This window comes from Pseudoxanthomonas sp. LARHCG66 (genome assembly GCF_052871755.1).
In genome coordinates, this window is sequence record NZ_JBIXJW010000001.1 from 1,421,955 (window position 1) to 1,446,083 (window position 24,129).

The window sequence follows — 24,129 nt, forward strand, 5'->3', positions numbered from 1 at the left end:
CGCTTACGCTCCCTGCGCCTGCGTGGCCGGTGCCGGGCGCGAACCCGACAGGCCGTAGAACACGATGTAGCCATAGCACAACAGCGGCAGCAGGAAGGAAGCCTGCACGCCCACGCCATCCGCGAACACGCCCTGCAAATAGGGCACCACGGCGCCACCGACGATGGCCATGATCAGCAGACTGGAGGCCTTGTTGGTCAACGGTCCCAGGCGTTCGATGCTGAGCGCGAAGATGGTCGGGAACATGATCGAATTGAACAGGCCCACTGCCACCACGCTGTAGAGCGAGAGCTTTCCGCTGCCGAGCAGCGTCGTCGCCAGCAACACCACATTGGCCACCGCGAACAACGCCAGCAGTCGGCGCGGCGAGAAGCGCACCATGATCGCCGAACCGGCAAAACGCCCGATCATCGCCAGCGTCCAGTACGCCGCCACGTAGCGCGAGGCTTCCTGTTCGCTGAAGCCGCCGATGGCCGGCATCGACAGGTAGTTGACCAGAAAGCTGCCGATGGCCACTTCCGCACCGACGTAGAAGAAGATGGCGAGCACGCCGAAGCGCACGTGACGGTGGCGCAAGGCTTCGCCCAGCGTATGTCGCACCGGACCGGCCTGCTCGGTGGTCTCGCTCAGCGTGGGCAGGCGGAACAGGAACACGAACAGCGCCAGCAGGAACAGCACGACCGCCAGCCCCACATACGGCCCCTGCACCGCCTGCGCTTCCTGTGCGCGATACGCGACCTGCTCGACCGCCGGCAGCGCCGCGATCTGATCGGCGCTCTTCACCGTGTTGCCGAGGATCAGCAGGCCACCGATCAGTGGCGCGATGGCGGTGCCCAGCGAGTTCAATGCCTGCGCGAGCGTCAAGCGGCTGGAACTGGTCTGTTCGGGCCCCAGCAGCGCCACGTAGGGATTGGCTGCCACCTGCAACACGGTGATGCCGGTGGCCAACACGAACAGCGCGCCGAGGAAGGCTTCGTACACACGCAGTTCCGCTGCCGGCCAGAAGCCCAGTGCACCCACGCCAGCGATGGCGAGGCCGGCCACGATGCCCTTCTTGTAGCCCAGATGCGCGACCAGCCTGCCGGCCGGCAGCGACATCAGGAAGTACGCACCGAAGAAGGTGAACTGCACCAGCATCGCGCGTGCGAAATTCAGTTCGAACACGGCCTTCAGGTGCGGGATCAGGATGTCGTTGAGGCAGGTCAGGAAGCCCCACATGAAGAAGATCGTGGTCACCACGGCCAGCGCCGCACGCGGCGTGACGGCCGAGGCGGACCCGCGGGAGGTCACTGAGGGTGGGGATGATGCGATCGGCATGCGGTCGTAGACCTCAACGGGCGAATGGGAAAGAAGAAAGGGGAAGCGTCATGGGCGCGGTACGCCGCTGCTTTCGCGGATGCACAGACGCACGGGCGCGATCGTGCGCATCGGGGCAGCATCGGGATCGGCCACGCGCTGCAGCAGCATGCGCGCCGCCTGCCGGCCGCGCTCGCGCGGATCGACCGACAGCGTGGTCAGCGGCGGCGTGGTCATCGCCGCTTCGGGAATGTCATCGAAGCCGGTGACGGCGAAGCCCCGGCCCGGCTGGATGCCGCGCGAGGCCAGGCCCAGCATCAGGCCCAGCGCCACCGTATCGTTGTAGCAGACTGCGGCGGTCGGACTGGCGCGCTCACCGAACAGCGCACCGGTGCGCGTGGCGGCTTCCAGCCGGTTGGGCGCCGATTCGATCAGCCATTGCGGCTCCACCGGCAAGCCCGCCGCGGCCATCGCCTGCGCGAAACCCGCGCGTCGTTGCCGGCACGAACTGGAATCGGCATGGCCGCCGAAGAAGGCGATGCGGCGGTGGCCCAGGCCGATGAGGTGTTCGGCCGCCATGCGTGCGCCGCGCTCGTTGTCCAGCGCCAGGAAATCCCATGCGTCCGCGCCGGCCAGTTCCCGGTTGAACAGCAGCACATGGCTGCGTGCATCCAGCACGGTACGCAGTTCGGCGGCATCACTGCCTTCGGCGGGGGACAGGATCACGCCGGCAGGCGTGTGCTCCATCAGCGACGCAAGTACCGCCTGCTGGCGCTGCGGCGATTCGCCCGTGCTGCCGAGCAGGGTGACGTAGCCCTGCCCGCCCAGCGCTTCATCCACGCCTGCGGCGAACTCCGCGAAGAACGGGTTGGACAGGTCATTGATCACCAGCGCGACGCTGGATGACGTGCGCCTGCGCAGGTTGGCCGCACTGCGGTTGTAGACGTAGCGCTGGCGCTTCAGTTCGGCCTCCACCCGGGCGCGCGTGTCGGCATGCACCAGCGGACTGCCACGCAATACCAGCGACACGGTCGCGCGCGACACCCCGATGGCATTGGCGATATCGGTGACGGTGACCACGCGCTGGCTTTCACGCTTGCGCTCGGGCGCGGCCGGCTTGGCTTCACCCGCCTTCTTCGCCGTCTTTTTCACCGGCTTGCCCGCCTTGGTCGACGAGGACCCGGCCTTGCCGGTGGCAGCCGTGCGCGAGGGACGCTTCTGGCTCATATGGATCGATTCATTCCAGAGAAGGTCCTCAGCGTAAACCATTGCACCGGCACGCTCGCCAGAGCGGCAGGAAGACTCATCGACCCGCCCCGGGCAGTGTGGCCGGACCCGCGGCGCAGGGCGATGCGGGCAGGTCGTCCGGCCGCGTACCCCAGCCCTGCTGCGGCGGCGTGCCGGTCAGTTCCACGTGCAGGCGACCGCCCTGCTGCAGGTCTTCCCAATCCACCCACACGGACGGATGCGCACGCCCCCGCAACGACACGTTGCCGATGTACTGCAGCTTGTCGCCGTCCGCCTGCGGCGCGTCGATGCGCAGCGTGCGGCCCTGCCCCAGATCGATGTCGATGCGCGCGAAACGCGGAGGATGCAGCACGAACTGGCCCGTGCCCGGCACCACCGGATACAGGCCCATGGCACTGAAGAGGTACCACGCCGACATCGTGCCCAGGTCATCGTTGCCGGTGACGCCATTGGGCGCATTGGTGAACAGCCGCTGCGCCGCATGCAGCACCGTGGCGGTCTTCCACGGCTGGCCGATCAGCGTGTACATCCACGGCGCGTGCAGGTCGGGTTCGTTGTTGGGGTTGTAGCGGAACTGGTTGTAGTAGCTGTAAGGCCCCACCACCCATGCCTTGCGTGCAGCCCCGGCGGGATCGGCCAGCAGCGCATCGTAGGCAAAGAACGTATCCAGGCGCCGGGCCGCCTGGTCGCGCCCGTGCATCGCCTCGACCAGGCCCGGGACGTCCTGCTGTGCCAACCACTGGTACTGCCAGGCCGTGCCCTCGTGGAAGCCATGGTGCGAGCGCGGGCCATAGCGGCCGTCCGCCGGCGTGTACCACTGGCCGTCCTCGGTGCGCGGACGCGGAAAGCCGCTGAACCCGGCTTCCTCGTCGCGGATGTCGGCATCCCAGAGCGTGCGCCAGTTGCGGCCCCGCCGCTTGAGCACGGCAGCGTCATCGCCATGCCCCAACGCATCGGCCATCAACGAGAGGGAGCAATCGGCCAGCGCGTATTCCAGTGTCGCCGAACCGCCATGGTGCGGATCCACGTCCATGCCCTTGGATGGGAAAGCGCGGTCGTACTGCACGAAGCCGTGCTCGAGATAGTGGGGATTGCCGGAACGGCCGGCATGCCGCGAGTTCAACGGCGGCACGCCGAATGCGTTCTCGCGCAGCGCCGCATACGCATCCGCCTCGCGCCCCTTCATCGCACCCAAACGCCACAGATCGACGAGGAACGGCGTCACCGGATCGCCGGTCATGATGTTGGTCTCGAAACTGGCGTAACCCCAGCGCGGCAGCCAGCCGCCCTGCTCGCGTATGGCCAGCAACGACCGGCCGATGTCGGCGGCGCGCTGCGGTCGCAGCAATGCCACCAGCTGGTTCTGCGAGCGGTAGGTGTCCCACAGCGAGTAGTACTCGTAGTAGGTCCAGCCATCGGCACGGTGGATGCGGTCGTCGTAGCCGCGATAGCGGCCGTCGGCATCGCTGCCGGTCAACGGCTGCAGCAGCGCGTGGTACAGCGCGGTGTAGAACACGGCACGGTCGTCGGTACTGCCGCCATGCACACGCACACTGGCCAGTTCCTTGTTCCACACCGACTGCGCGCGCGTGCGCATGGCGTCGAAGCCGAGCAGCCGTCCGCCCTGCATGCCTTCGCTGCGCAGGTTGTTGCGCGCACCGTCCGCATCGACATGGGAAATGGCCGAGACGGCCGTGACCGAAGAATTGCCTTCCAGGTCGAAGGTCAGCCATGCCCCGTTGGGCTTGCCCTCGCCTTCCATGCTGTGGCGCGCATTCACTACGCCTCCGGCTTCGCCCCAGGTACCGAACGCCTTGAACGGGCGATCGAATTCCAGGCGGAACCAGGTGGTGTACTGATGACCACCGCAGAAACTCTTGGTGACCAGCTTGCCTTCCAGCACGCGGTCGCCCACGACATTGATGGCACTGCCGGTCACTGCATGGCGTTCATTGGCCTGCCCCACGTTGACCAGCACGTGGCCCTCGCCGCGGCTGGAAAAGGTGTAGCGTTCGGCGGCGGCGCGGGTCAGTGCGGTCGTCTCGGCATCGATGCCGCCGTAGTCGGTCAGCCGCACTTTGTAGTAGCCCGCCTGGCCGTTCTCGCCGTCATGCCGGTAGCGCGAACCGTAGCGCTTGTGGTCGAACGTCTTGGCGTCGGCCGTGTCGAATTCGCCGCCCGGACCGATGCGCCCGGTGACCGGAAGCACCGATACCTGTCCCCCTTGCTCCCAGCAGCCCGCGCCGGAAACGAAGGAGTGGCCGAAGCCGCGGATCTGCGGGTCGTCGTAGCGCCAACCCGAGTAGTGCGAACCGATGGGGCTGACCTGGATCTGGCCGAAAGGCGCGGACGCTCCAGGAAACGTGTTGCCGTCGTCCTTGCTGCCGATGAAGGTGTTGACCTCTTCGGCCAGGCTTCGCGGCGCCGCTTCGGCCGCCCATGTGGTCGTTGCCAGGAGCAGGAACAGCGAGCGGAACATCGCGTTGATCGTCATGTCTTTCATGCGGTCACTGGTCGTCGTGGGTCTGCAAGGGTGGCACGGGCGGGGAGCAGCATCTGCACGACGACGACGGGAGCTGGCATCGTGCGGGCCTCACCGGATGTGGCAGCGTCCATGCCCGCCACGATGAATGGAAAAGTGGCCCGGCCGTAGCCGGGCCGTCGGCCCCAAGCCGCCTGTCGCCAGGCGGGAGAGAAGGCAAGGGGCGAACAGGGGACACGTCCTCAGAACTTGTAGGTCAGGCCCAGGTAGGCGACGCGGCCGGCATAACCATTGGTGTAGAAGCGATCCTTGGTGTCGTTGCCCAGATGCGAGCGTGTCTCTTCCTCGGTCAGGTTCAGCACCGACGCGCTGATGCTGAGTGCGGGCGTGAAGCTGTATGCCGCGTTCAGATCGATCTGGTAGTACGGCTCTTCGTAGACGTTCAGCCCGTTGACCAGTCCTTGCACCACTTCGCCACGCCGATTGTACGAGGCACGCAGCAACAGCTTCTGCGCTTCGTAGAACACGGTGAAGTTGGTCTGGTTCTTGGCACTGCCCGGCATCGAGGTCTTGCCGAGTTCGGTGCCGTCTTCGAGGGTCACGGCCGCCTCGCTGGCGTCGTTGTAGGTGTAGTTGAACTGGAAGCCGAGGCCGAAATCCAGCGTGTGCTGCGCATACAGTTCGACGCCCTGCGAAACCGCATCGCGACCGCCGGCCTGGGTGCTGTAGTTCTGCACCGTCACGGTCTGGCCATCGACGATCATGTCCACGTCGTTGATCACGCCCACCGCGAAGTTCTTGACGTTCTTGCGGAACAGGCCCACGCCGGCGACCGAACCCGGCTGGAAGTACCATTCCAGGCCCAGGTCGAACTGGGTCGCCTTGTAGGGTTCCAGATTCTTGTTGCTGCCAGAACCGTACCAACCCTGCTCGCCTGCGCCACCCGTCAAGCGCCGATCGGCCACATACTCGGGGCTGAAGTACTCAAGACTGCCGGGAGCAGCGATGTCGCTGTAGCTCGGACGCGAGATCACCTTGGACGCCGCTGCGCGCAACACCAGGTTATCGGTCAGATCGTAGGCGAGGTTGAAGCTCGGCAGTACATCGGTGTAGTTGCGGTCGAGCGCGCTGACGACGAACGATTCGGCTCGTTGCTGGCTGTCCGAAAGCCTCCAGTACCCTTCGGTGCCGCAGTATGTGTCGGCTGGCGCGCCAGTGGGTGCCGCAGCGCCTTGTTGGCATGCCAGAGGATTGCCATCGGCACCATCGAAGAAGTAATCGTTGTACGAAGTGACCTTGTCCGTGGAATCGGCATGCTGCTTGGTGCGCGCGATGCGCACGCCCACATTTCCGCGCAGGCGATCGGTGCGGAAGTTGGCCTGCAGATAGGTCGAGTAGATCTTCTCGTCAACGTTGTAGACGAAGTTGTCTTCCTCGCGGGTCAGCATCGGACCGTATGTGCTGTTCAGATAGGCGATGTATGCCGGATAGTTGATCGCCGGGTAAGCGCTGGCGTCGATACCGCCGGCCAGGTTGCCCAGAGAACGCAGGAAACTCGGCGAGAACTGGGTGGCGACATCGTTGCAGCGGCCATTCCAGTAGCGATTGTTGTAGTCGCTCGGATCGGTGCCCGGGCACACCCAGTAGCTGTTGCCGGTGCTGCGATGGATGCCGCCGTCGCGGCCCTTGACGCCGAACTGGAGCGATTCGAAGAAGTCGCCGTCGAGGTGCCACGTGCCGTCGGCCTGCGCATACTTCTGCTCGGTGTCGTTCCGGGTCCAGGATGAGCCGGTCGAGCCGAGGTCGACCTGCAGGATGCCGTTCTGCAGGTTCTGCATCAGTTCCGGCGAGAACGTCATCGTCGGCGTGCCGGTCAGATTCCACGAACTGGCGAAGTTGCCGTTCGTCCAGCTGCCGTCCGCGTTCTGGCGGCGCGGCTTGAGCGGCACCGCGAACTGCAGTTCCGGACCACCCTCGGCCCAAGTGCGGCCGCCCTTGAAGCTGATGTCCAGCTTCTCACCGCGCCATTCGCCACCGAAATCGACGGTCTGCGACAGCGACTTCTCGATGTTGTAGCTGCCGGTGATCTGCGGCGTCGGCACGGTGCAGTCGTCCGAACCCCAGCCGCCCGGCGCCATGCCGGCTGCGGCCGCTTCGGCCTCGCTGCAGTAGTACGTCTTGCCGGGATGCAGGCTGTAATCCGCGCCAGTGACGATCGTGCCGCTCGGATCGAAGCTCAGCCCGTCGAGCAGGCGGCCACCGCGCCAGTTGCCGTCACCGAAGTAACGCGCGATGTTCCATTCCGGAACCTTGAGCGTATTGGTCTGCGAGTTCTGCGACAGGTCGAAGCGGAAATAGTTCGCTGTCAGGGTCAGGTTGTCGGTGGGTTTGAACTGCAAGGTCAGCTGGCCGCCCTTGCGCTCGCGCTCCTCTTCCTTGACGTTGAGGTTGACCGAGGTCGGCATCATGAAGCCGGTGTAATAGTTGCCGTTCTGGTCCCAGAAGCCCGTGCCGCCCCACCAGTTCGAGTTGAAGTCGGAGGGTTGTCCATTGACATCGACGGCGGTTCCGCCTTCGTCGCGGCCGTACCACTGCCAGCCCTCGGTGCTGGCGCCCATCGTGCGCGTGGTGCGCTTCTGCTGCGTGTAACCGACAAAGACGCCGAAGCGGTCATCCTTGTCGTGCCAGGAATACGAACCGGAGAATTGCCCGTCGGTCTTCTTGGTGGTGTCGGCCCAGGTGCCTTCGATGGAGGCGAAGCCGGAATTCGGCTCCAGTTCCAGCGGACGGCGGGTGTGCAGGATCACGGTGCCGCCGATGCCGCCTTCGTCGATGCGCGCTTCCGGCGTCTTGAACAGCTCGGCACTGCCCAGCATGTTCGACGGCAGCAGCGTGTAGTTGAACGAACGGGTCGGGTCGCCATTGGATTCGGCGCTGGCGATGTAGTTGCCGTTCAATTGGGTCAGAACCAGTTCCGAAGACAGGCCACGGACGCTGACGTTCTTGCCCTCGCCGCCGTCGCGGCTGACGATCACGCCCGGCACGCGCTGCAGCGCGTCGGCCACGTTCTTGTCGGGGAACTTGCCGACATCCTCGGCAGTGATCACCTCGACGATGGCGTTCGCGTTGCGCTTCTGGTCCAGGCTCTGCTCGATCGAGTAGCGGTAGCCGGTGACGGTGACCTTGTCCAGGTCCGTGGCGGCGGAACCACCCTGCTCCGCCGTCGCCTGTTGCGCGAGCGCGATGCCCGGCAGTACGGCGGTGGCCAGCGCGACGGCGATGGCGGTGGATAGAGAATTGCGGATGCGTACGTGTGGCGTGCCTTTCATTTCAATCACCCTCTCCCAAGATTGATTAGCTGCTGACGCAAGATTGTTTGGATCGATCCAAATTTCTGCTGCGATGAATCTGTTTTCAATGGAAGGCAGTACGTCCACACAAACCGGCAAGCGCACCCTTCCGCTGCGCCTCCCCTTCCCAGCTGCCAGTAATCCCGGAATTAGATCGTTCTAATTCCGCCGCGCGAATAATTACCATAATGTTTCAGCGCATGCATGCTGCCGCGCAACATCCTGTTCCACCTCGTGGATAGCGCATGCAGGGCGCCCATGCACGACGCTGGCACTGCGCCCTTTCCGTCCCTCATCGGTGCGCGACAGGGGACGGTGACCACCCTATCGCCCGGATACGCTCAGGACCTTGGTCGGCGTCAGCAGTTCCAGCTCCGCAACGTCGATCACCGCACCGTTCGTGAACTGCAGCCGGTACTCCCGGTAGTCCCCGGGCTTGCCGATGCGGAATGGCCGAAGCTGCCGCGCCCACTTGAAGTCCTCGGCATCACGTTCGTCCAGCGTCGTCCATGAACCTGCTCCGTTGCGTCCCTGCAGCGCCCAGGCCAACCCCGCCAACGGCGCGCCGCCACTGGTGATGGTGTAGTGACTCACGCGGATCGCCGCACGGAACCGGACATCGACCGCCGCCTGCGCGGGCAATGGCAGCGAAGTGGCGGCATCGTCGTCGAACAATCGCGGCGATGCTTTCCCGGCCAGCGCGATGACCTCCGCGTTGCGCGACGCATCCGTCAGGCCCGCAGGCGCCGTACCAGCCGCGGTCATCGAGGGAGGAAGCGCGTCGGCCCCGCTTCCCCACTTGGACGGCGTGCTGCCCATGACGAATTCCAGGACGCCGCCGTTGGCGATGTCCTCATGCCGGAGCCAGGCGCGGTCCCACGGGCGACCATTGAGCTTCAGCGACTGCACATAGACGTTGCGGTCGTCGTTGCCATGGGCAATGACGGTAAGCGTGCGCCCATTCTCGAGCCGCACGTCGACACGCTTGAACGCGGGCGAGCCGATCACGTACTCCGGCGCCCCCATCCGCAGCGGATACAGCCCCATCATGCCGAACAGGTACCACGCCGACATCTCGCCGTTGTCTTCATCGCCGGGATAACCCTGGCCGATCTCGCTTCCCAGATACAGCCGGCGCAGCACGTCGCGGGTGATGCGCTGCGTCTTCCAGGGCTGGCCGGCGGCGGCATACATCCAGGGAATGTGGTGCGAGGGCTGGTTGCTGTGCGCGTACATGCCCATCCGCACGTCACGCGCTTCGGTCATCTCGTGGATGACATTGCCGTAGGTGCCTGCGAACTCGCGGCCTGCGGTTTCCGGCGTGGCGAAGAATTCGTCCAGCCGATCCGCCAGCGCCTTCTCTCCGCCCAGCAGCGTTGCCAGCCCCGCGGCGTCGTGCGGCACGGTGAACGCGAAGGTCCATGCATTGGCCTCGGTATAGTCGCCCCCCCACACGCGTGGATCGAAGTCCGCCGCCGACTGCCCCCACGCGCCCTTCGCATCGCGCCCGCGGAAGAACCGGGTCGCAGGGTCGAACAGATGGGCATAGTCTGTGGCGCGGGCCTGGAAGTACTCGGCCTCCTCGCGATAGCGCTGCGCGCGCGCAGGATCGCCTTCATCGGCGGCCAGTGCCTGGCCGAACTGGGCCAGACCGAAGTCGTTGATCGCGCCCTCGAGGGTCCAGGACAGTCCCTCGTGCACGGTGTTGTCCGCGTAGCCGCGATACATCGAGTGCACCAGACCCTTGCGCCCGACATTGGACACGGGCGCAACGACGGTGGCGTTGCGCAGTGCGGCCTCGTAGGCTTCATCGGCGTCGAAGCCACGCACGCCCTTGAGCCACGCGTCCGTGAACGCGACGTCGGAGCTGGTGCCGACCATCAGGTCCGCATAGCCCGGCGACGACCAGCGGGCGATCCAGCCGCCATCGCGGTACTGCTGCAGGAAGCCGTCGATCATCTCGCCGGCGCGCCCGGGGGCGAACAGCGCGTACGCGGGCCAACTGGTGCGGAATGTGTCCCAGAAGCCATTGTTGACGTAGATGCTGCCGGCCTTGATGGATGCGGAGGTGCGCAGCGGGTCGCCGCCGGCATGGTCCTTCGACCAGCTGTTCTGGTCGGCGTGCCGCCAGTCGGGACGCTCGACGCTGCCCACGTTCTCGTGCGCGATGTTCGGATACAGGAACAGGCGGTAGAGATTGGAATAGACCGTCGTCAGTTGGTCTTCGCTCGCGCCGTCTACCTTCACCCGACCGAGCAGCGCATCCCATGCTGTCTGCGCACGCTCACGCACGGTGTCGAAACCCTCGGCCCCGATCTCCTGTTCCAGGTTGCGCCGCGCCTGTTCCACCGAGATCAGCGACGTGGCGATGCGCATGTTCACTTCATCGCCGCCGCCACGCGCGAACTTGATGTAGTGCGTGGGGCGTCCGGTCTCGATCGCACCGCTGCCGGCCCACGGCCGGTCGAACGTCGCGTAGACGAACATCCGGGTGGCGCCATTCGACAGGCCGCTGCGGGTCTCGGTGTAGCCGTGGAGTGTCTGCGTGCGGGAATCCAGCGTCAGGCCGGCGCGCGCATCGACGTTGTCGAACAGGAGATTCGCGTCCCCGCCTTGCGGGAACCGGAACCGGAAGATCGCCGCGCGCTCGGTCGGCGCGATCTCGGCCCGGATGCCGTTGTCGAAGTCGACGCGGTAGGTGTGCGCCCTGGCGAGCTCGTTCTCGTGCGAGAACGACAGCGCCCGGCGCTCCCGGTCGGCTTCGGGCACGCCGCGCGTGGAGGACGGCATCACCTGGAAGGTCTGGCGGTCGCCCATCCACGGGCTGGGTTGGTGGCTGATGGACAGCGCCTGCAGGCGCGGCCGGTTGTCGGCACCGTTGTGCTCGCTCCAGCGATAGAGCCATGCCAGCGTGCCCGCATCGGTGACGGGTACCCAGAAATTGAAGCCATGCGGCATCGCGGTCGCGGGGATGTTGTTGCCGCGAGAGAACGTACTGTTGGACTGCGTGCCGCGGTTGGTCAGCACCAGGTCGCTGGGGCGCCGCGCCGACATGCGTGGCGCCTCTTCGATGGCGATGTCGTCGATCCAGCCGCTCGCGCCAGCGCGCGAGCCTGGCTGCAGCTCCAGCTCGATGGCCTTGATGCGTCGCCCGTGCAAGGCAGGCAGGTCGCCCAGGTGGACCTGCTTCCGTGCCCACTGCTGGGGATACAGCGTCATGGAAGCCGCCTGGCCGGTCGCACCAATGGCGGCTCCTTGCTGATCACGCGCGCCGGCATCGGTCAGCCGCGTGCCGTCGTCGAGCACCAGGTCTAGCGAAACGCCCGTGGACGTGGAGACATCGCCTTCGACGATCTCGGGCAACACCATCCACGACAGGGTCGTGTCCGTGCCGATTCCGATATCGACGGTGTAGAGATGCGCACGACCTGCCACGTCGCCGCTGTATTTCAACGCATGCATCCCGCTGTAACCCATGCCGCGCTTTGCCGCGTACGGTTGGTCGGGTCCGTTGCCCACGGCCGTGCGGACGCCGCCTGCTTCCGTCAGCACGGGGGCGGGCTGGCCAGGTTCGAACGATGTCGAAAACTGCGCCTCGCGCGCGCCTGCGGCGCCGGAAGCCAGGAGCAGCAGGGTGGCAAGGACGCTTGCGGATGCACCACGGCGGCGGGCGGCGTCAGACATCGCGGCGCAACACTGACAGGACGTCATGGCAAGCCCCCATGGTGTGGTAGTCGGTTTTTCCGGCGGGACTCTTGTCGTCGTCGTACTTGCGGTTCTCGCGATCGAGGATGCGGAACCACGCACCATGCTGATGGTCGATCATGTGCCGCCAGGCGTAGTCCCACAGCCGGTCGTACCACGCCCAGTAGCGCGCCTCGCCGGTGGCGCTGGCCAATCGCGCCGCACAGGCGAGCGATTCGGCCTGTACCCAGAAGTACTTGTCGTCGTCGCAGATGAAATGGCGGCCATCGGACAGCGATGGACCCGCGATGTCCTTGCGCAGCGACTCCGGGGCGAAGCCGTAGACCAGTCCGCCGAACTCAGGATCCCATGATGCTTCCATCGAGCGGTCGAACAGCTCCGCGGCACGCGGCACCAGCCAGTCGGCGGCCGTCGCGCCTGCGTCGCGCAGATGGCCATCCAGGATCAGCAGCAGCTTGGCCCATTCGGTCTGGTGCCCGGGCTGGAAACCCCACGGACGGAACAGATGCCGGGGATCGTCGCGATGGTAGTCGGTGTCGACCTGCCAGTTCGCGTCGTAGTGCTCCCAGACCAGGCCTTCGCTCTGGGCCGCCTGGCGCCGGGTCATATGGTCGGCCAGCTGCAGCGCGCGCTCCAGGTAGCGACGCTCGCGGCTGGCCTCGTACGCGGCCAGCATGGCTTCGCACATGTGCATGTTGGCGTTCTGTCCGCGGTAGGGGCTGAACTGCCAGTCGCGCGTGGCTTCGTCACGGTACAGGCCGTACTCCGGCTCCCAGTAGCGCGTTTCCAGCAGGTCCCAATGGGCGTCCATCCAGGTTCGGCACTCTTCCACGCCTGCGCGCAGCGCAATGGAGTACGCCAGCAGGACGAAGGCGGCGCCGTAGCAGTGCTGCGTGGTGTCTTCCGGCACGCCGTCGCGCAGCGTCCAGAAGTAACCGCCACTCTGTGGATCGAGGTGCCGTTCGCGCAGGAAGGCAAGCCCGTGACGCACGGCCTTCATGTACGCATCGCGCAGCGCAGGATCTTCCTCGCCGAACTCGCGGGCCGCGGTGGCGTAGTTGAAGACGAACCGGGTGCTGCTGACCAGATGGCGATGGGAAGCGTCGTAGACGCGCCCGTCGTCCTTGAAGTAGTGGAAAAAACCGCCTGCCGGATCGATGCAGCGGGGATGGTAGAACGCCATCGTCCTGCGGATGTGGTCGCGCAGGAAGGTTTCGCTGCGGAAGTCGTCGTGCACGGAAACGGACTGCGTCATGGCGTCGGCATGCTCCGGGGAATGGGGGAATCGGAGGGAAGCGCATCGGCCAGCGAACGTATCCGCAGGGCGCTGCGCAGGGTGTCGGGATCCGCATCGGAGGCCACATGCAGCGAGATGCGTTCGCCGGGAAGCAGGATCAGCGCGTTGTCGGACAGGTCGGCGTCGACCTGGCCGAAGTCGACCCACACCGCGCGGGCCAGCGCCGCGGCGGTGATATCGAGCACGTGATGGTCGCCTTCCTGGCGCAGGTGGGTTTGCAGGCGGGGATCGGGCCACTGCATGTCCTTGGCCGCCGCGGGATAGACGACCTCGCGCGCGGCGGGTTCGCCGTCGGCGGCCAGATCGAACACCGCGACCGTCGACGATGGCGGCGCGCCACCGAACAGCTCTGCATCATCGTAGGTGGCGATGCGCGACGCCGACAGCGGCGCGATCTCGACGCGTCGCGTCTCATCCCGCAACACTCGCCCCTGCAGCGTCATGACGCGCAGGCGCAGCGTGCCGCCACGCGGCGTGGTCCGGTCGGAGACGATGCTGACGGTGGTTTGTCCTTCCTTGCGCAGGGCAGCGACGGTGACCGGCGCGAAGAACCGGCGCGCATGGAACTGCAGCGCCTTCCAGCGCCCGAACCAGTCGATGCCCGACCACGAAGCGCCGGGCCACACATCGTTGAGCTGCCAGTACAGCGAACCCATCGTGTACGGCCGGCTGGCGCGATGGTGCCGCGCCGCCAACCCGATGCCTTCGGCCTGCATCACCTGGCTCAGGTAGACGAAGTCCGCGAAGTCGCGCGGCTCGCCGAACTCCATCCGCACGTAGTGCAGCAGACGCTCGTTGCCCTTGCCGGCCATGAACTTCTGGTGGGCCTCGATCACCGGCGCATCGACACGCTGTTCATCGCGCGCCGCAAAATGATCGATCGTGCGCTGCACGGGCCACGCCTGCAGGCCGTACTCGGACACGAAGCGCGGCGTCACGTCCAGGTAGGCCGAGGGCGGGCGCGCCGGATTGCCCCAGACCTCCCAGTAGTGCATGTCGCCGCTGGCCGGCGTGTTCGCCACCTCGGCCATGTCGTCGCTGGGCGAGCTTGGCCAGTAGGCGATGCCGCCGGCCTCCTCCTCCACGACCTTGCGCAGGTCATGACCGAACAGGTGCGCGTAGCCTTCCCAGATGCGTTGCGCGAACACCGGATCGGCTTCCTTCAGTGTCTTGCCGTGGCCCCAGTATTTCCAGGCGATCTCTTCCTCGTTGTTGCCGCACCACAACACGATGCTGGGATGATTGCGCAGCCGCTGCACCTGGTCGCGCGCCTCCGCCACCACGTTGGCGCGGAACGCGGGGTCATAGGCGGGCTGCATGCCGCCGCCGAACATGAAGTCCTGCCAGACCAGCAGGCCGAGTTCGTCCGCGATGTCGAAGAACGCATCGCTTTCGTAGTAGCCACCGCCCCAACTGCGGATCATGTTCATGTTCGCATCGACTGCCGACTGCAGCACGCGCCGCAGCTGCGCGGTGGTCACCCTCGGCTGGAACATGTCGAACGGGATCGCGTTGGCGCCCTTGGCGAAGATTGCGATGCCATTGACGTTGAAGGCGAACCCCCTGCCCTGCGCATCCGGGTCGCGGCGCAGCACCACACTGCGCAGGCCGGTCCGTTCGCCCCGCGCGTCGATGACCTCCGTGCCGTCAAGCAGTTCCTGCTCGAAGCGGTACAGTGGCTGTGCTCCGTAGCCCACCGGAAACCACCGCTGCGGCTTTTCGATGCGGATCGCCTGCGAGATGCGATTGACGCCGGCCGCCAGCGACACGCGTTGGGTCGCCGCGAGCACGCGTTCGCCATCGGGCGCGGTCCACCACAGGCGCGCGAGGTAGCGGCCGGCGCGTACGGCGTCGATTGTCGCCACCGCGGTCACGTCCGCGCGCGCTTCCGTCACATGGTCCTGCCGCAGCTGCAGATCGTCGATCCGCGCGCGGTCCCAGCTTTGCAGGCGCACCGGCTTCGAGATGCCCGCCGTGACATAGCGCGGCCCCCAGTCCCAACCGTAGTGGTAACCCGGTTTGCGCACGAAGTTCGCGGTCATCGCGTCCTTCGGTTCGTCGCCGTAGGGCGAGGGATAGTTGCCGGCGATCCGGTGCGGCATCGCCTGCACCTGGGGCAGCAGCTTCGCGATCGGCGAGCGCAGGATCACGCGCAGTTCGTTCCTGCCCGCGCGCAGCCGGCCATGGACGGGCACGCGCCATGTCCGGAACGCGTTGTCGGCGTCGAGCACCTTCTCGCCATTGAGGAAGACCTCGGCGAAGGTATCCAGTCCTTCGAACACCAGGTCGCTGCGCACGGCATCACGTGTGTCGCGGGAGACGTCGAAGTTCGTCCGGTATTCCCAGTCGGCGAGGCCGATCCATTGCAGGCCGGCCTCCGGTGCACCTTTGTAGGGATCTGCAATGAGGCCGTTAGCGAGCAGGTCGGTGTGCACGGTGCCGGGCGTCGTGGCGCGATGCCATTGTCGTGCCTGTGCGGGACCGGCGCCGGGCGCGACCTTGCCATCGGTCAGTTGCCGGAATTCCCAGCCGCCCTCCAGCGTGCGTTCGCTTGCCGCCTGCGCCATGGCGGGGACGGCCCCTGCGACCAGCGCAAGCACGAAGAGCACATGCACCTGCCATCCGCGACACAGGATGCGGCCCGTGTGGTGCGTGATGAAGTGCGGCATGTGGACTCCCCGGTTGATGATCGATGCGTGCATTGTTCGACACCTGCGCGGCTACCCGCACACGCGGGGCCTTCCGGTGAACGACGTTCCGGAATTCCGACGGCTGACCATGGCGCGCGTGCGGCGCCGATGGCATTTCCGTGCGAATAAGCCCTAGTTGGATCGATCCAATTGCGCAGCTAAGATGTAGCATGCCGGGCGCGACGACGCATGCTGCTGCGCAGCAGGAAGCGATCGGCACCCTTGTCCGGCGCGCGGCGCGTTCACGCCGCCGACCACGGGGAGCCCGAGTGACCGGTCTCGCGGGCGTGTGCTAGCTTCGCCGAATTCGACCGATCCAAAAGGGTGCAGGATGAACACGCGGTACGCGACGAAGGTCTTGATGCTGGCGGGTTTCGCAGCGTGCGCGATGACGGTGGCGGGAAGCGCGTGGGCGGCATCGGCAGACATCGGCGAGGCCGCGTACAAGGCGGTGGATCCCTTCATCGGGACGGGGGGTGAAGGCCATACCTACCCCGGCGCTACTGTTCCGTACGGCATGGTGCAGCTGTCGCCCGACACCCGTATCCAGCCACGCAAGGACGGTTATGGCTGGGCCGCCGGCTACCGCTACGACGACACCACCATCGTCGGCTTCTCGCACACGCATTTTTCCGGCACCGGTCATTCCGACCTGGGCGACCTGCTGCTGATGCCCACCACCGGCGAGCTGAAGCTCGAACGCGGCGACCCCGACAAACCCGGCAGCGGCTATACCTCGCGCTTCCGCCACGCCACCGAAACCGCCCAGCCCGGCTACTACGCCGTCACCCTGGACGACTACGACGTGCGCACCGAACTCACCGCGAGCGCGCGCGTGGGCATGCATCGCTACCACTTCCCCGCCGGCAAGCCCGCGCATGTGGTGCTGGACCTGCGCACCAGCATGTACGACTACCCCGGCAAGGTGTCGTGGTCGCGCGTGCGCGTGCGCGCCGACGGCACGGTCACCGGCTTCCGTGAAACGCGCGGCTGGGCGCCGGGCCGCCAGGTGTATTTCGCCCTGCGCTTCTCGCAGCCGGTCACCGGCCATGCGCTGCACAACACCGAACAGGACATCCCGTACAAGGGGTTTCCGCCGCCCGGCGAGAAAGACCCACGCCAACGCGCGCAGATCGAAGGCCGGCAGCTGGTTGCGGCATTCGACCTAGCCCCGGGCGCCGGCAAACCCGTGCTGGTGAAAGTGGCCATTTCGCCGGTCAGCGAAGACAACGCCATCGCCAACCTCGATGCCGAATCGCCCGGCTGGGATTTCGACGGCATGCGCGCGTCCGCCAAACAGCAATGGAGCGAAGCACTGGGCGCAGTGGATGCCCAGGGCGACCCGGCGCAGCGCACCCGCTTCTACACCGCGCTGTACCACACGCTGCTCGGCCCGACGCTGTTCATGGACAGCGACGGGCGGTACCGCGGCCCCGACAATGCCGTGCACCAGGCGAAAGGCTGGACAAACTACTCGACCTTCTCGCTATGGGACACCTATCGCGCCCTGCATCCGCTGGCCACACTGGTGCAACCGCCGCAGCGCACGAACGACTTCGTCAATTCGCTGCTGGCCGCGCGTCGCGAGAGCCCGTACGGCGTGCTGCCGGTATGGTCGTTCCATGGGCAGGAAACGTGGTGCATGATCGGTTACCACGCGGTGCCGGTGATCGCCGATGCGTACATGAAAGGCATCCGCGGCTACGACGCCGAGGAAGCGTTGCAGGCGATGGTGGCCAGCGCCAACTACGGGCCGTACGACGGCATCGCGCAGTACCGCGAGCTGGGCTACGTGCCCATCGACGAGGAAGGCGAAGCAGCCAGCAAGACGCTGGAATACGCCTTCGACGACTGGACCGTGGCACAGATGGCGCGTGCGATGGGCAAGGCCGATGTCGCCGCAACGTTCGACAAGCGCGCCGCCAACTGGAAGCATGCGTTCGACGCCGACACCGGCTTCATGCGTGCGCGCAAGCGCGATGGCAGTTTCCGCACGCCGTTCGACCCCAGCGCCAGTGGCTACGGCACCGATTACACCGAAGGCAATGCGTGGCAGTACTCATGGTACGTGCCGCAGGACGTCGCGGGCCTGGCGGAGGCGCAAGGCGGCGACGATGCGCTGCTGGCGCGCCTGGATGCGGTGTTCGATGCGAAGGTGGATGCGTCGGTGTTCGCGCACATGGAGGACATCACCGGCCTGATCGGCTGGTACGCGCACGGCAACGAACCCAGCCACCACGTGGCCTACCTGTATGCCTACGCGGGCCAGCCATGGCGCACGCAGGCACGGTTGCAGCGCATCATGGCCACGCAGTACGCGGCGCGACCGGACGGGCTGGCGGGCAATGACGACCTCGGCCAGATGTCGGCGTGGTACGTGTTCACCGCACTTGGGTTCTATCCGGTCACGCCGGGCAGCAACCAGTACATCATCGGCCGGCCGTTCCTGCCACGCGCGACACTGCATCTTCCGAATGGCAAGCGCTTCGCCATCATCGCCGATGGCCTGGACGATGCGCATGCCTACGTGGGCAGCGCCAGCCTCAACGGCAAACCGCTGACGCGCGCGTACCTGACCCATGACGAGATTCTCGCCGGTGGCGAACTGCGCTTCATGATGCAGGCGCAGCCGAACACCACCTGGGCCACCGATCCGACCCAGCGTCCGTACTCGATGTCCCGCTAGCGAGGGCGTACGGCACCGAGCGCCGCACGCAGGGCGCTGACGCGCGCCGGATCGGTTTCCGACCAGTCCGGCGCCAGTCCCTGCAACGCCGGATTGTGGAACGCCATCGAGGAAACGCGCGTCGCCTTGGCCGAGGCATGGAACTCGCGTGCACCGGTCTGCATCGCCAGCGCGGTGACGTTGCCGGCATCGATGCCGGCACCCGGCATCACGGTCACGCGGCCCGCGGCCTGACGCACCAGGGCGGCGATACGGTCAGCGGCCTCCATCGCCGTGGCCTGCCCGCCGGACGTCAGCACGCGCTGGCACCCGAGGGCAATCACCTGTTCCAGCGCCTGCGCCAGGTCACGCGCCGCGTCGAAGGCGCGGTGGAACGTCACCTGCAACGACCCCGCCGCGGCGACAAGTCGTTCGCATAACGGCAGGTCGATGGCGCCATTGGCCTGCAGCGCGCCGATCACCACTCCGTCGCAGCCTAGGCGCACGCACATCTCGATGTCACGCAGCATCACGTCGGCTTCGCGGGCGTCGTAAAGGAAATCGCCCGCACGTGGCCGCACCAGTACGAACAGCGGAATCCGCACGCGTTCGCGCGCGAGCGCCAGCGTGCCGTAGGACGGCGTGGTGCCGCCGGACGACAGGCCTTCGCACAGTTCCACCCGGTCGGCACCGGCCGCCTGCGCCGCCAGCGCGGAGCCCAGCGAGCCGGCAGCGATCTCCAGCGCCAGCGGCGGGGATGCACTCACGCGCCTTCACCGTAGACGGCGTCGGAGGCGAGCAATGCGTCCTGCCGCTGCGCGTCGCAGACCGCGTAGACGAAGCCCTGGTGCAGCGCGAATGCACCCACTTCACCGTGCTTGTTCAACGCCAGAAAACAGACCTGCAACGCCTTGCTGGCTTCCGGGCGCTTGCGCACCACCCGCGCGATGGCCTCGCGGCACGCCTCCATGGGCGAACGGCCCTGCCGCATCAGTTCCACCACCAGGAAGCTGGCCGCGTTGCGGATCATTTCCTCGCCCACGCCCGAAGCGGTGGCCGCGCCGACCTCATTGTCCACGTAGAGGCCTGCACCGATGATGGGGCTGTCGCCCACGCGACCGTGCAGCTTCCACGCCATGCCGCTGGTGGTGCAGGCGCCCGCCAGGCGTCCGTGGCGGTCGATCGCCAGCATGCCGAGCGTGTCGTGGTTGTCGCGGTCGCCCGGCCGCTGCCTGCGCTCGGCATTGATCTCGGGCTTGTACTCGGCGCGTGCACGCCACTCGCGCCATGCCTGTTCGGCCTGCGGCGTCAGCAGGCGTTGTTTACTGAAGCCCTGTTCCACCGCGAACTGCTGCGCGCCATCGCCGACCAGCATCACGTGCGGCGTTTTCTCCATCACGCGCCGCGCCACGCTGATGGGGTGGTCGATGTCCTCCAGTGCCGCCACCGCGCCACAGCGGCCATCGCCATCCATGATGCTGGCATCCAGGGTCAGGATGCCGTCGCGATCGGGGTTGCCGCAGCGCCCGACCGTGGGGTTGCACAGATCCGTCTCGGCCCAGCGCGCGCCCTGTTCCACCGCATCCAGTGCGCTACCGCCCGCCGACAGGATCTTCCACGCCGGCTGATTGGCCTGTACGCCGAAATCCCAGGTGGACACCACGCGCGCGCCCATCGGCGTGCTGCCCGCCGGCTGGCTCGCCAACCGGCCGGACAAGGCCAGCGCACCGGCCGACAACGCCGCTTGGCCCAGGAATTTTCTTCTGCCGTTCATGCCTGCTCCTCATGTGCTGGTTCGGCGCGCGCGGGTCGATGCGTGCGTGCATGCATCGCGGCACCCACCAGGCCCAGTTGCCCGTGGTCGATGCGCCACAACGGTGGTGGCGTGCGTGCGCCGGTGAATTTTTCGGCATATCGCCGCGCAAAGTCGCCCTGGTGCAGGAACGGCGCGATGTGGCGGGTCACGCCGCCGGCCAGGTAGGCCTGGCGTGCGCCGACGGTGAGCACCAGGTCGCCGATCAGGCTGCCGAGCCACCCGCAGAATACCTCCAGCGTTTCCCGCGCCAGCGCATCGTCGCCACGGGCGGCTTCCACCAGCGGTGCGACCTGCTTCCAGCGCGGCACGGCGCCGCGCACATCGGCCAGCGCATCGTAAAGATGCATCAATCCGTTGCCGGACAACACGCGTTCGTTGTCCACGTGCGACCAGCGTCGCGACAGGCGCTGCAGCACGTCCAGTTCGACGGCAGTGTGGGCGGCCAGCGCCGCGTGGCCGGCTTCGCTCAGCAGCACTTCACGGCCCCGTGCATCCAGGCACAGCGCCGCGCCCAGCCCGGTGCCCGGACCCAGCACGAGAGCCGGCGACTGCATGCCGGGGTCGTCCTGCGCAAGCAGTGCCACCAGCGCGCTGCGCTGCACGCCGGGGATGGCACGTGCGACGGCTTCGAAATCGTTGATCACCTCCAGCGACGCCAGCCGGGCTTCCTGCGCCGTACGCCGCACGGACACCTTCCACGGCAGGTTGGCGTTGACCAGGCGGTCGCCATCGAGAAAACCGGCGATGGCGACAACACCGGACGCCACCCGCAGGCCCGGCCGGGTCGAGTGGAGGCGCAGCAGGTAGTCTTCCAGGATGGCGGCAAGCGACGCGTGCTCCGCGCAGCGGTACATCGCCATGTCCCGCACATCGATCGGATCGCCCTCGGTACACCAGCCCAACCGGGCATGGGTGCCCCCAACGTCGGCCACGAGGCAAGCGATCCGGTGCTGCGAAGAACCCATGGGAAAACTCGGCCGACGCCGGGATCACGTGTGGAGACGCAGCACTATACGTTCGATTTGGATCGTTTCAAAAGGGAAGGAAGGCCGCGCCCGGACCCGCCCGGAAACATGCTTGCGCGCAACGGCCGGCTCGTGGATCGCCGCCTCATCGGAGGGCGAATGCCGCCGTGTCCGGCGAGGAGGTCCCGAACGGAGTTGGGGTGCCGATCAAACAGGAACGCGATCCGATGCAGGGACCTGCCCAGTTGCCAGCGATCACCCCTCCGCGCCTTCCGGCCGTCGGTGCCATGGATCTTCTTCCTGCGCCTCATCTGCAACACGCCTGCTGCCTGCGCAGCCTTCAGTGTGTTGCATCGACCATTTGAATCAGCAGCCGTAGACGGACATGGCGAGGCCAGCAATTCCCTCGACCTGTCAGCTGGCACTTCCTGACGTTGATTGACCCTCGCTGCCGAGATCGCGATCCAGCAGGCAATCGATGAAGGCACGGAGTGCCGGCAGCATGTACCGTCGACTGGAGTAGTACAGATACAGGCCTGGCACGGTCGGCGACCAGTCGGAAAGGACCCGCCTGAGCCGCCCGTCCTGCAGGGCATCGGCAATGCCCTCGTCGTTGTAGGCGTAGAAGATTCCAAGCCCCTGGAGTGCCGCGGGCACGACGATGTCCTGGTGATTGCCGATCACGGTGCCTTCGCCCAGGAACTCGACCGCTTTTCCCTTCTTCCGGAACTCCCACCCGGCCACTTTTCCGCTGCCCGGGAATCGCCAGTTGATGCAGGCGTGATGGCCCAGGTCGGCAGGTGTCCTGGGCTCGCCGTGCCGGGCGAGGTAGTCGGGCGACGCTACCGCCAGCAGTTCGATGTCGGGCGTGAGCCGCACTGCGACCATGTCCTTCTGCAGGCGACCGCCCACGCGGATGCCCGCATCGAAGCCTTCTCCTGCAATGTCACTCAGGCCATCGTCGACCACGATGTCGAGCACCACATCCGGATGCGCGTTCGCGAACCGGCCAAGCCGGGGTGCGATCACCTTCTTCGCCGCCATGCTCAGTGTGTTGATCCGCAGCGTTCCCGCAGCGCGCGCATTCGCGCCTACCGCCTGCGCAACGGCCTCGTCCATCTCGCGCAGCATCGGGGCGATCCGCCCATGGAGACGCCGCCCCGGTTCCGTCGGCGAGACGCTGCGCGTGGTCCGGTTCAACAGGCGAACGCCCAGCCGTGATTCGAGTTGTCGAATGATCTGGCTGAGGGCCGACCGGGACAGCCCCAGGTGATCGGCCGCCCGGGCGAAGCTGGCCCGGTCGACGACGGCCACGAAGGCCTTGAGTTCGGCAAATTCGGTGCCGCGCATTGTGTGCTGACCCCTACATAGCCTGATCGGATAATAGGCGATTCTCTTATCTTCCAGGACGGATCAACCTAGCTCCACAGACCCCACCGGAGCATTGCGATGAAAGACCTGAACCTGCCCGAGCCCATCGCGGCCTACTTCGATGCCGACCACCAGGGCGCCCAGGCCGTTGCCCGCTGTTTCACCAGGGACGGGCGGGTGCTGGACGAGGGCAAGACCCACGCCGGGCTGGCGGCGATCGAAGCGTGGAAGGCGGACGCATCTGCCAGGTACACCTACACCGCCACACCCCATGCGTGGGAGAAGCAGGGGCGCAGCTGCACCGTGACCTGCCACGTGTCGGGCAACTTCCCCGGCAGCCCCGTGGACCTGCGTTACACCTTCACCCTGGAGCGCGGAAAGATCGCCACGCTGGAGATCGTCCCATGAGCTTCGACCTGCAGTTGGCCGGCAAGCGTGTCCTGGTCACGGGCGGCACGCGTGGCGTGGGTGCGGCAGTGGTCGGGCTGTTGGCCCGACTCGGCACACGGACCGTGGCGACGGCGCTCTCGCGCCCGGAGCACGCCATCGATGATGTCCGCTATGTCACGGCAGACCTTGCCACCGCCGAAGGCGCCCGCCTGGCGGCAGCCGCAGCGCTGCACCACCTCGGCGGCATCGATGTCCTGATCAACGTGGTGGGCGGATCGTCGGCACCCGCAGGTGGGTTTGCCGCACTGGATGACGCGCAATGGGCGAAGGAGCTCGACCTGAACCTGATGTCGGCGGTGCGGCTGGATCGTGCCCTGCTCCCGACGATGATCGCGCAGGGATCGGGGGTGATCCTGCACGTCACTTCGATCCAGCACACGTTGCCGCTGCCCGATGCCACGACCGCCTATGCCGCCGCCAAGGCCGCGCTGTCGACCTACAGCAAGGCGCTGTCGAAGGAAGTCACTCCGAAAGGCGTGCGTGTGGTCCGTGTATCGCCCGGCTGGATCGAGACCGAGGCATCGGTGGCGCTGGTCGAACGCGTCGCCGCACAGGCCGGCACCGACTATGAGGGTGGCAAGAAGCTGGTCATGAACGAACTGGGCGGGATCCCGCTGGGTCGCCCGGCCAGGCCGGGCGAGGTGGCGGACCTCATCGCGTTCCTGGTGTCGCCCCGCGCGGCCTCCATCTCCGGTACGGAGTACACGATCGACGGCGGGACCGTACCGACCGCGTGATGGCGCCCCTCAGGCTGCCCGGCGAGTCAATAGCACGATTGATCAAGTTTTCAGGAC

At 66.6% G+C, this 24,129-nt stretch carries 14 protein-coding genes; 3 read left to right on the forward strand and 11 right to left on the reverse strand.

The window, feature by feature from the left end:
* Nucleotides 1–3 precede the first annotated feature (3 nt).
* The 7 genes from fucP to ACIPRS_RS06700 form a co-directional block, all read right to left on the reverse strand.
* Nucleotides 4–1,239 (reverse strand): L-fucose:H+ symporter permease, encoded by a 1,236-nt coding sequence (gene fucP, locus ACIPRS_RS06670; protein ID WP_446538015.1) that lies wholly within the window; start codon nucleotides 1,237–1,239, stop codon nucleotides 4–6.
* Between the two features lie 126 nt (nucleotides 1,240–1,365).
* Nucleotides 1,366–2,523 carry a LacI family DNA-binding transcriptional regulator gene (locus tag ACIPRS_RS06675; protein WP_446537950.1) on the reverse strand — a complete coding sequence of 386 codons (1,158 nt, stop codon included), beginning with the start codon at nucleotides 2,521–2,523 and terminating at the stop codon, nucleotides 1,366–1,368.
* Between the two features lie 76 nt (nucleotides 2,524–2,599).
* Nucleotides 2,600–5,023, reverse strand: a complete 2,424-nt coding sequence (locus tag ACIPRS_RS06680) for a GH92 family glycosyl hydrolase (protein ID WP_446538016.1) — start codon at nucleotides 5,021–5,023, stop codon at nucleotides 2,600–2,602.
* A 245-nt stretch (nucleotides 5,024–5,268) separates the two neighbouring features.
* Entirely contained in the window at nucleotides 5,269–8,355 is a 3,087-nt protein-coding gene (locus ACIPRS_RS06685; protein WP_446537951.1) for a TonB-dependent receptor, read from the reverse strand.
* Nucleotides 8,356–8,700: 345 nt separating this feature from the next.
* Nucleotides 8,701–12,060, reverse strand: coding sequence for a GH92 family glycosyl hydrolase (locus ACIPRS_RS06690; RefSeq protein ID WP_446537952.1), 3,360 nt, complete (start codon nucleotides 12,058–12,060; stop codon nucleotides 8,701–8,703).
* Nucleotides 12,053–13,336 carry an AGE family epimerase/isomerase gene (locus tag ACIPRS_RS06695; protein ID WP_446537953.1) on the reverse strand — a complete coding sequence of 428 codons (1,284 nt, stop codon included), beginning with the start codon at nucleotides 13,334–13,336 and terminating at the stop codon, nucleotides 12,053–12,055. Before ACIPRS_RS06695 ends, ACIPRS_RS06690 begins: the two co-directional genes overlap by 8 nt.
* The gene (locus ACIPRS_RS06700; protein ID WP_446538017.1) at nucleotides 13,333–15,945 is read right to left on the reverse strand and encodes a beta-mannosidase; all 2,613 of its coding nucleotides are present in this window, start codon (nucleotides 15,943–15,945) and stop codon (nucleotides 13,333–13,335) included. The genes ACIPRS_RS06695 and ACIPRS_RS06700 overlap by 4 nt, the downstream gene beginning before the upstream one ends.
* 454 nt (nucleotides 15,946–16,399) lie before the next feature.
* Between ACIPRS_RS06700 and ACIPRS_RS06705 the strand changes: the two genes are divergently transcribed.
* Nucleotides 16,400–18,754 (forward strand): GH92 family glycosyl hydrolase, encoded by a 2,355-nt coding sequence (locus ACIPRS_RS06705; protein ID WP_446537954.1) that lies wholly within the window; start codon nucleotides 16,400–16,402, stop codon nucleotides 18,752–18,754.
* Here the strand turns inward: ACIPRS_RS06705 and ACIPRS_RS06710 are convergent.
* The 4 genes from ACIPRS_RS06710 to ACIPRS_RS06725 all read right to left on the reverse strand — a co-directional run bounded on the left by ACIPRS_RS06710 (nucleotide 18,751) and on the right by ACIPRS_RS06725 (nucleotide 22,864).
* Nucleotides 18,751–19,500 carry a copper homeostasis protein CutC gene (locus ACIPRS_RS06710; protein ID WP_446537955.1) on the reverse strand — a complete coding sequence of 250 codons (750 nt, stop codon included), beginning with the start codon at nucleotides 19,498–19,500 and terminating at the stop codon, nucleotides 18,751–18,753. The genes ACIPRS_RS06705 and ACIPRS_RS06710 overlap by 4 nt on opposite strands.
* Nucleotides 19,497–20,507 (reverse strand): N(4)-(beta-N-acetylglucosaminyl)-L-asparaginase, encoded by a 1,011-nt coding sequence (locus ACIPRS_RS06715; RefSeq protein WP_446537956.1) that lies wholly within the window; start codon nucleotides 20,505–20,507, stop codon nucleotides 19,497–19,499. Before ACIPRS_RS06715 ends, ACIPRS_RS06710 begins: the two co-directional genes overlap by 4 nt.
* Nucleotides 20,504–21,481: a glucokinase gene (locus ACIPRS_RS06720; protein ID WP_446537957.1), complete on the reverse strand. Its 978-nt coding sequence runs from the start codon at nucleotides 21,479–21,481 to the stop codon at nucleotides 20,504–20,506. The genes ACIPRS_RS06715 and ACIPRS_RS06720 overlap by 4 nt, the downstream gene beginning before the upstream one ends.
* A gap of 447 nt (nucleotides 21,482–21,928) precedes the next feature.
* On the reverse strand, nucleotides 21,929–22,864 hold the full coding sequence (locus ACIPRS_RS06725) for a LysR family transcriptional regulator (RefSeq protein WP_446537958.1): 936 nt from the start codon (nucleotides 22,862–22,864) through the stop codon (nucleotides 21,929–21,931).
* 99 nt (nucleotides 22,865–22,963) lie between these two features.
* On the opposite strand from ACIPRS_RS06725, the gene ACIPRS_RS06730 reads away from it, so the two are divergent.
* Both ACIPRS_RS06730 and ACIPRS_RS06735 read left to right on the forward strand, forming a co-directional pair.
* Complete coding sequence (locus ACIPRS_RS06730; protein ID WP_446537959.1) at nucleotides 22,964–23,293, forward strand: nuclear transport factor 2 family protein; 330 nt, start codon at nucleotides 22,964–22,966, stop codon at nucleotides 23,291–23,293.
* Nucleotides 23,290–24,072 (forward strand): SDR family oxidoreductase, encoded by a 783-nt coding sequence (locus tag ACIPRS_RS06735; protein WP_446537960.1) that lies wholly within the window; start codon nucleotides 23,290–23,292, stop codon nucleotides 24,070–24,072. The genes ACIPRS_RS06730 and ACIPRS_RS06735 overlap by 4 nt, the downstream gene beginning before the upstream one ends.
* The last annotated feature ends 57 nt before the right edge of the window (nucleotides 24,073–24,129 follow it).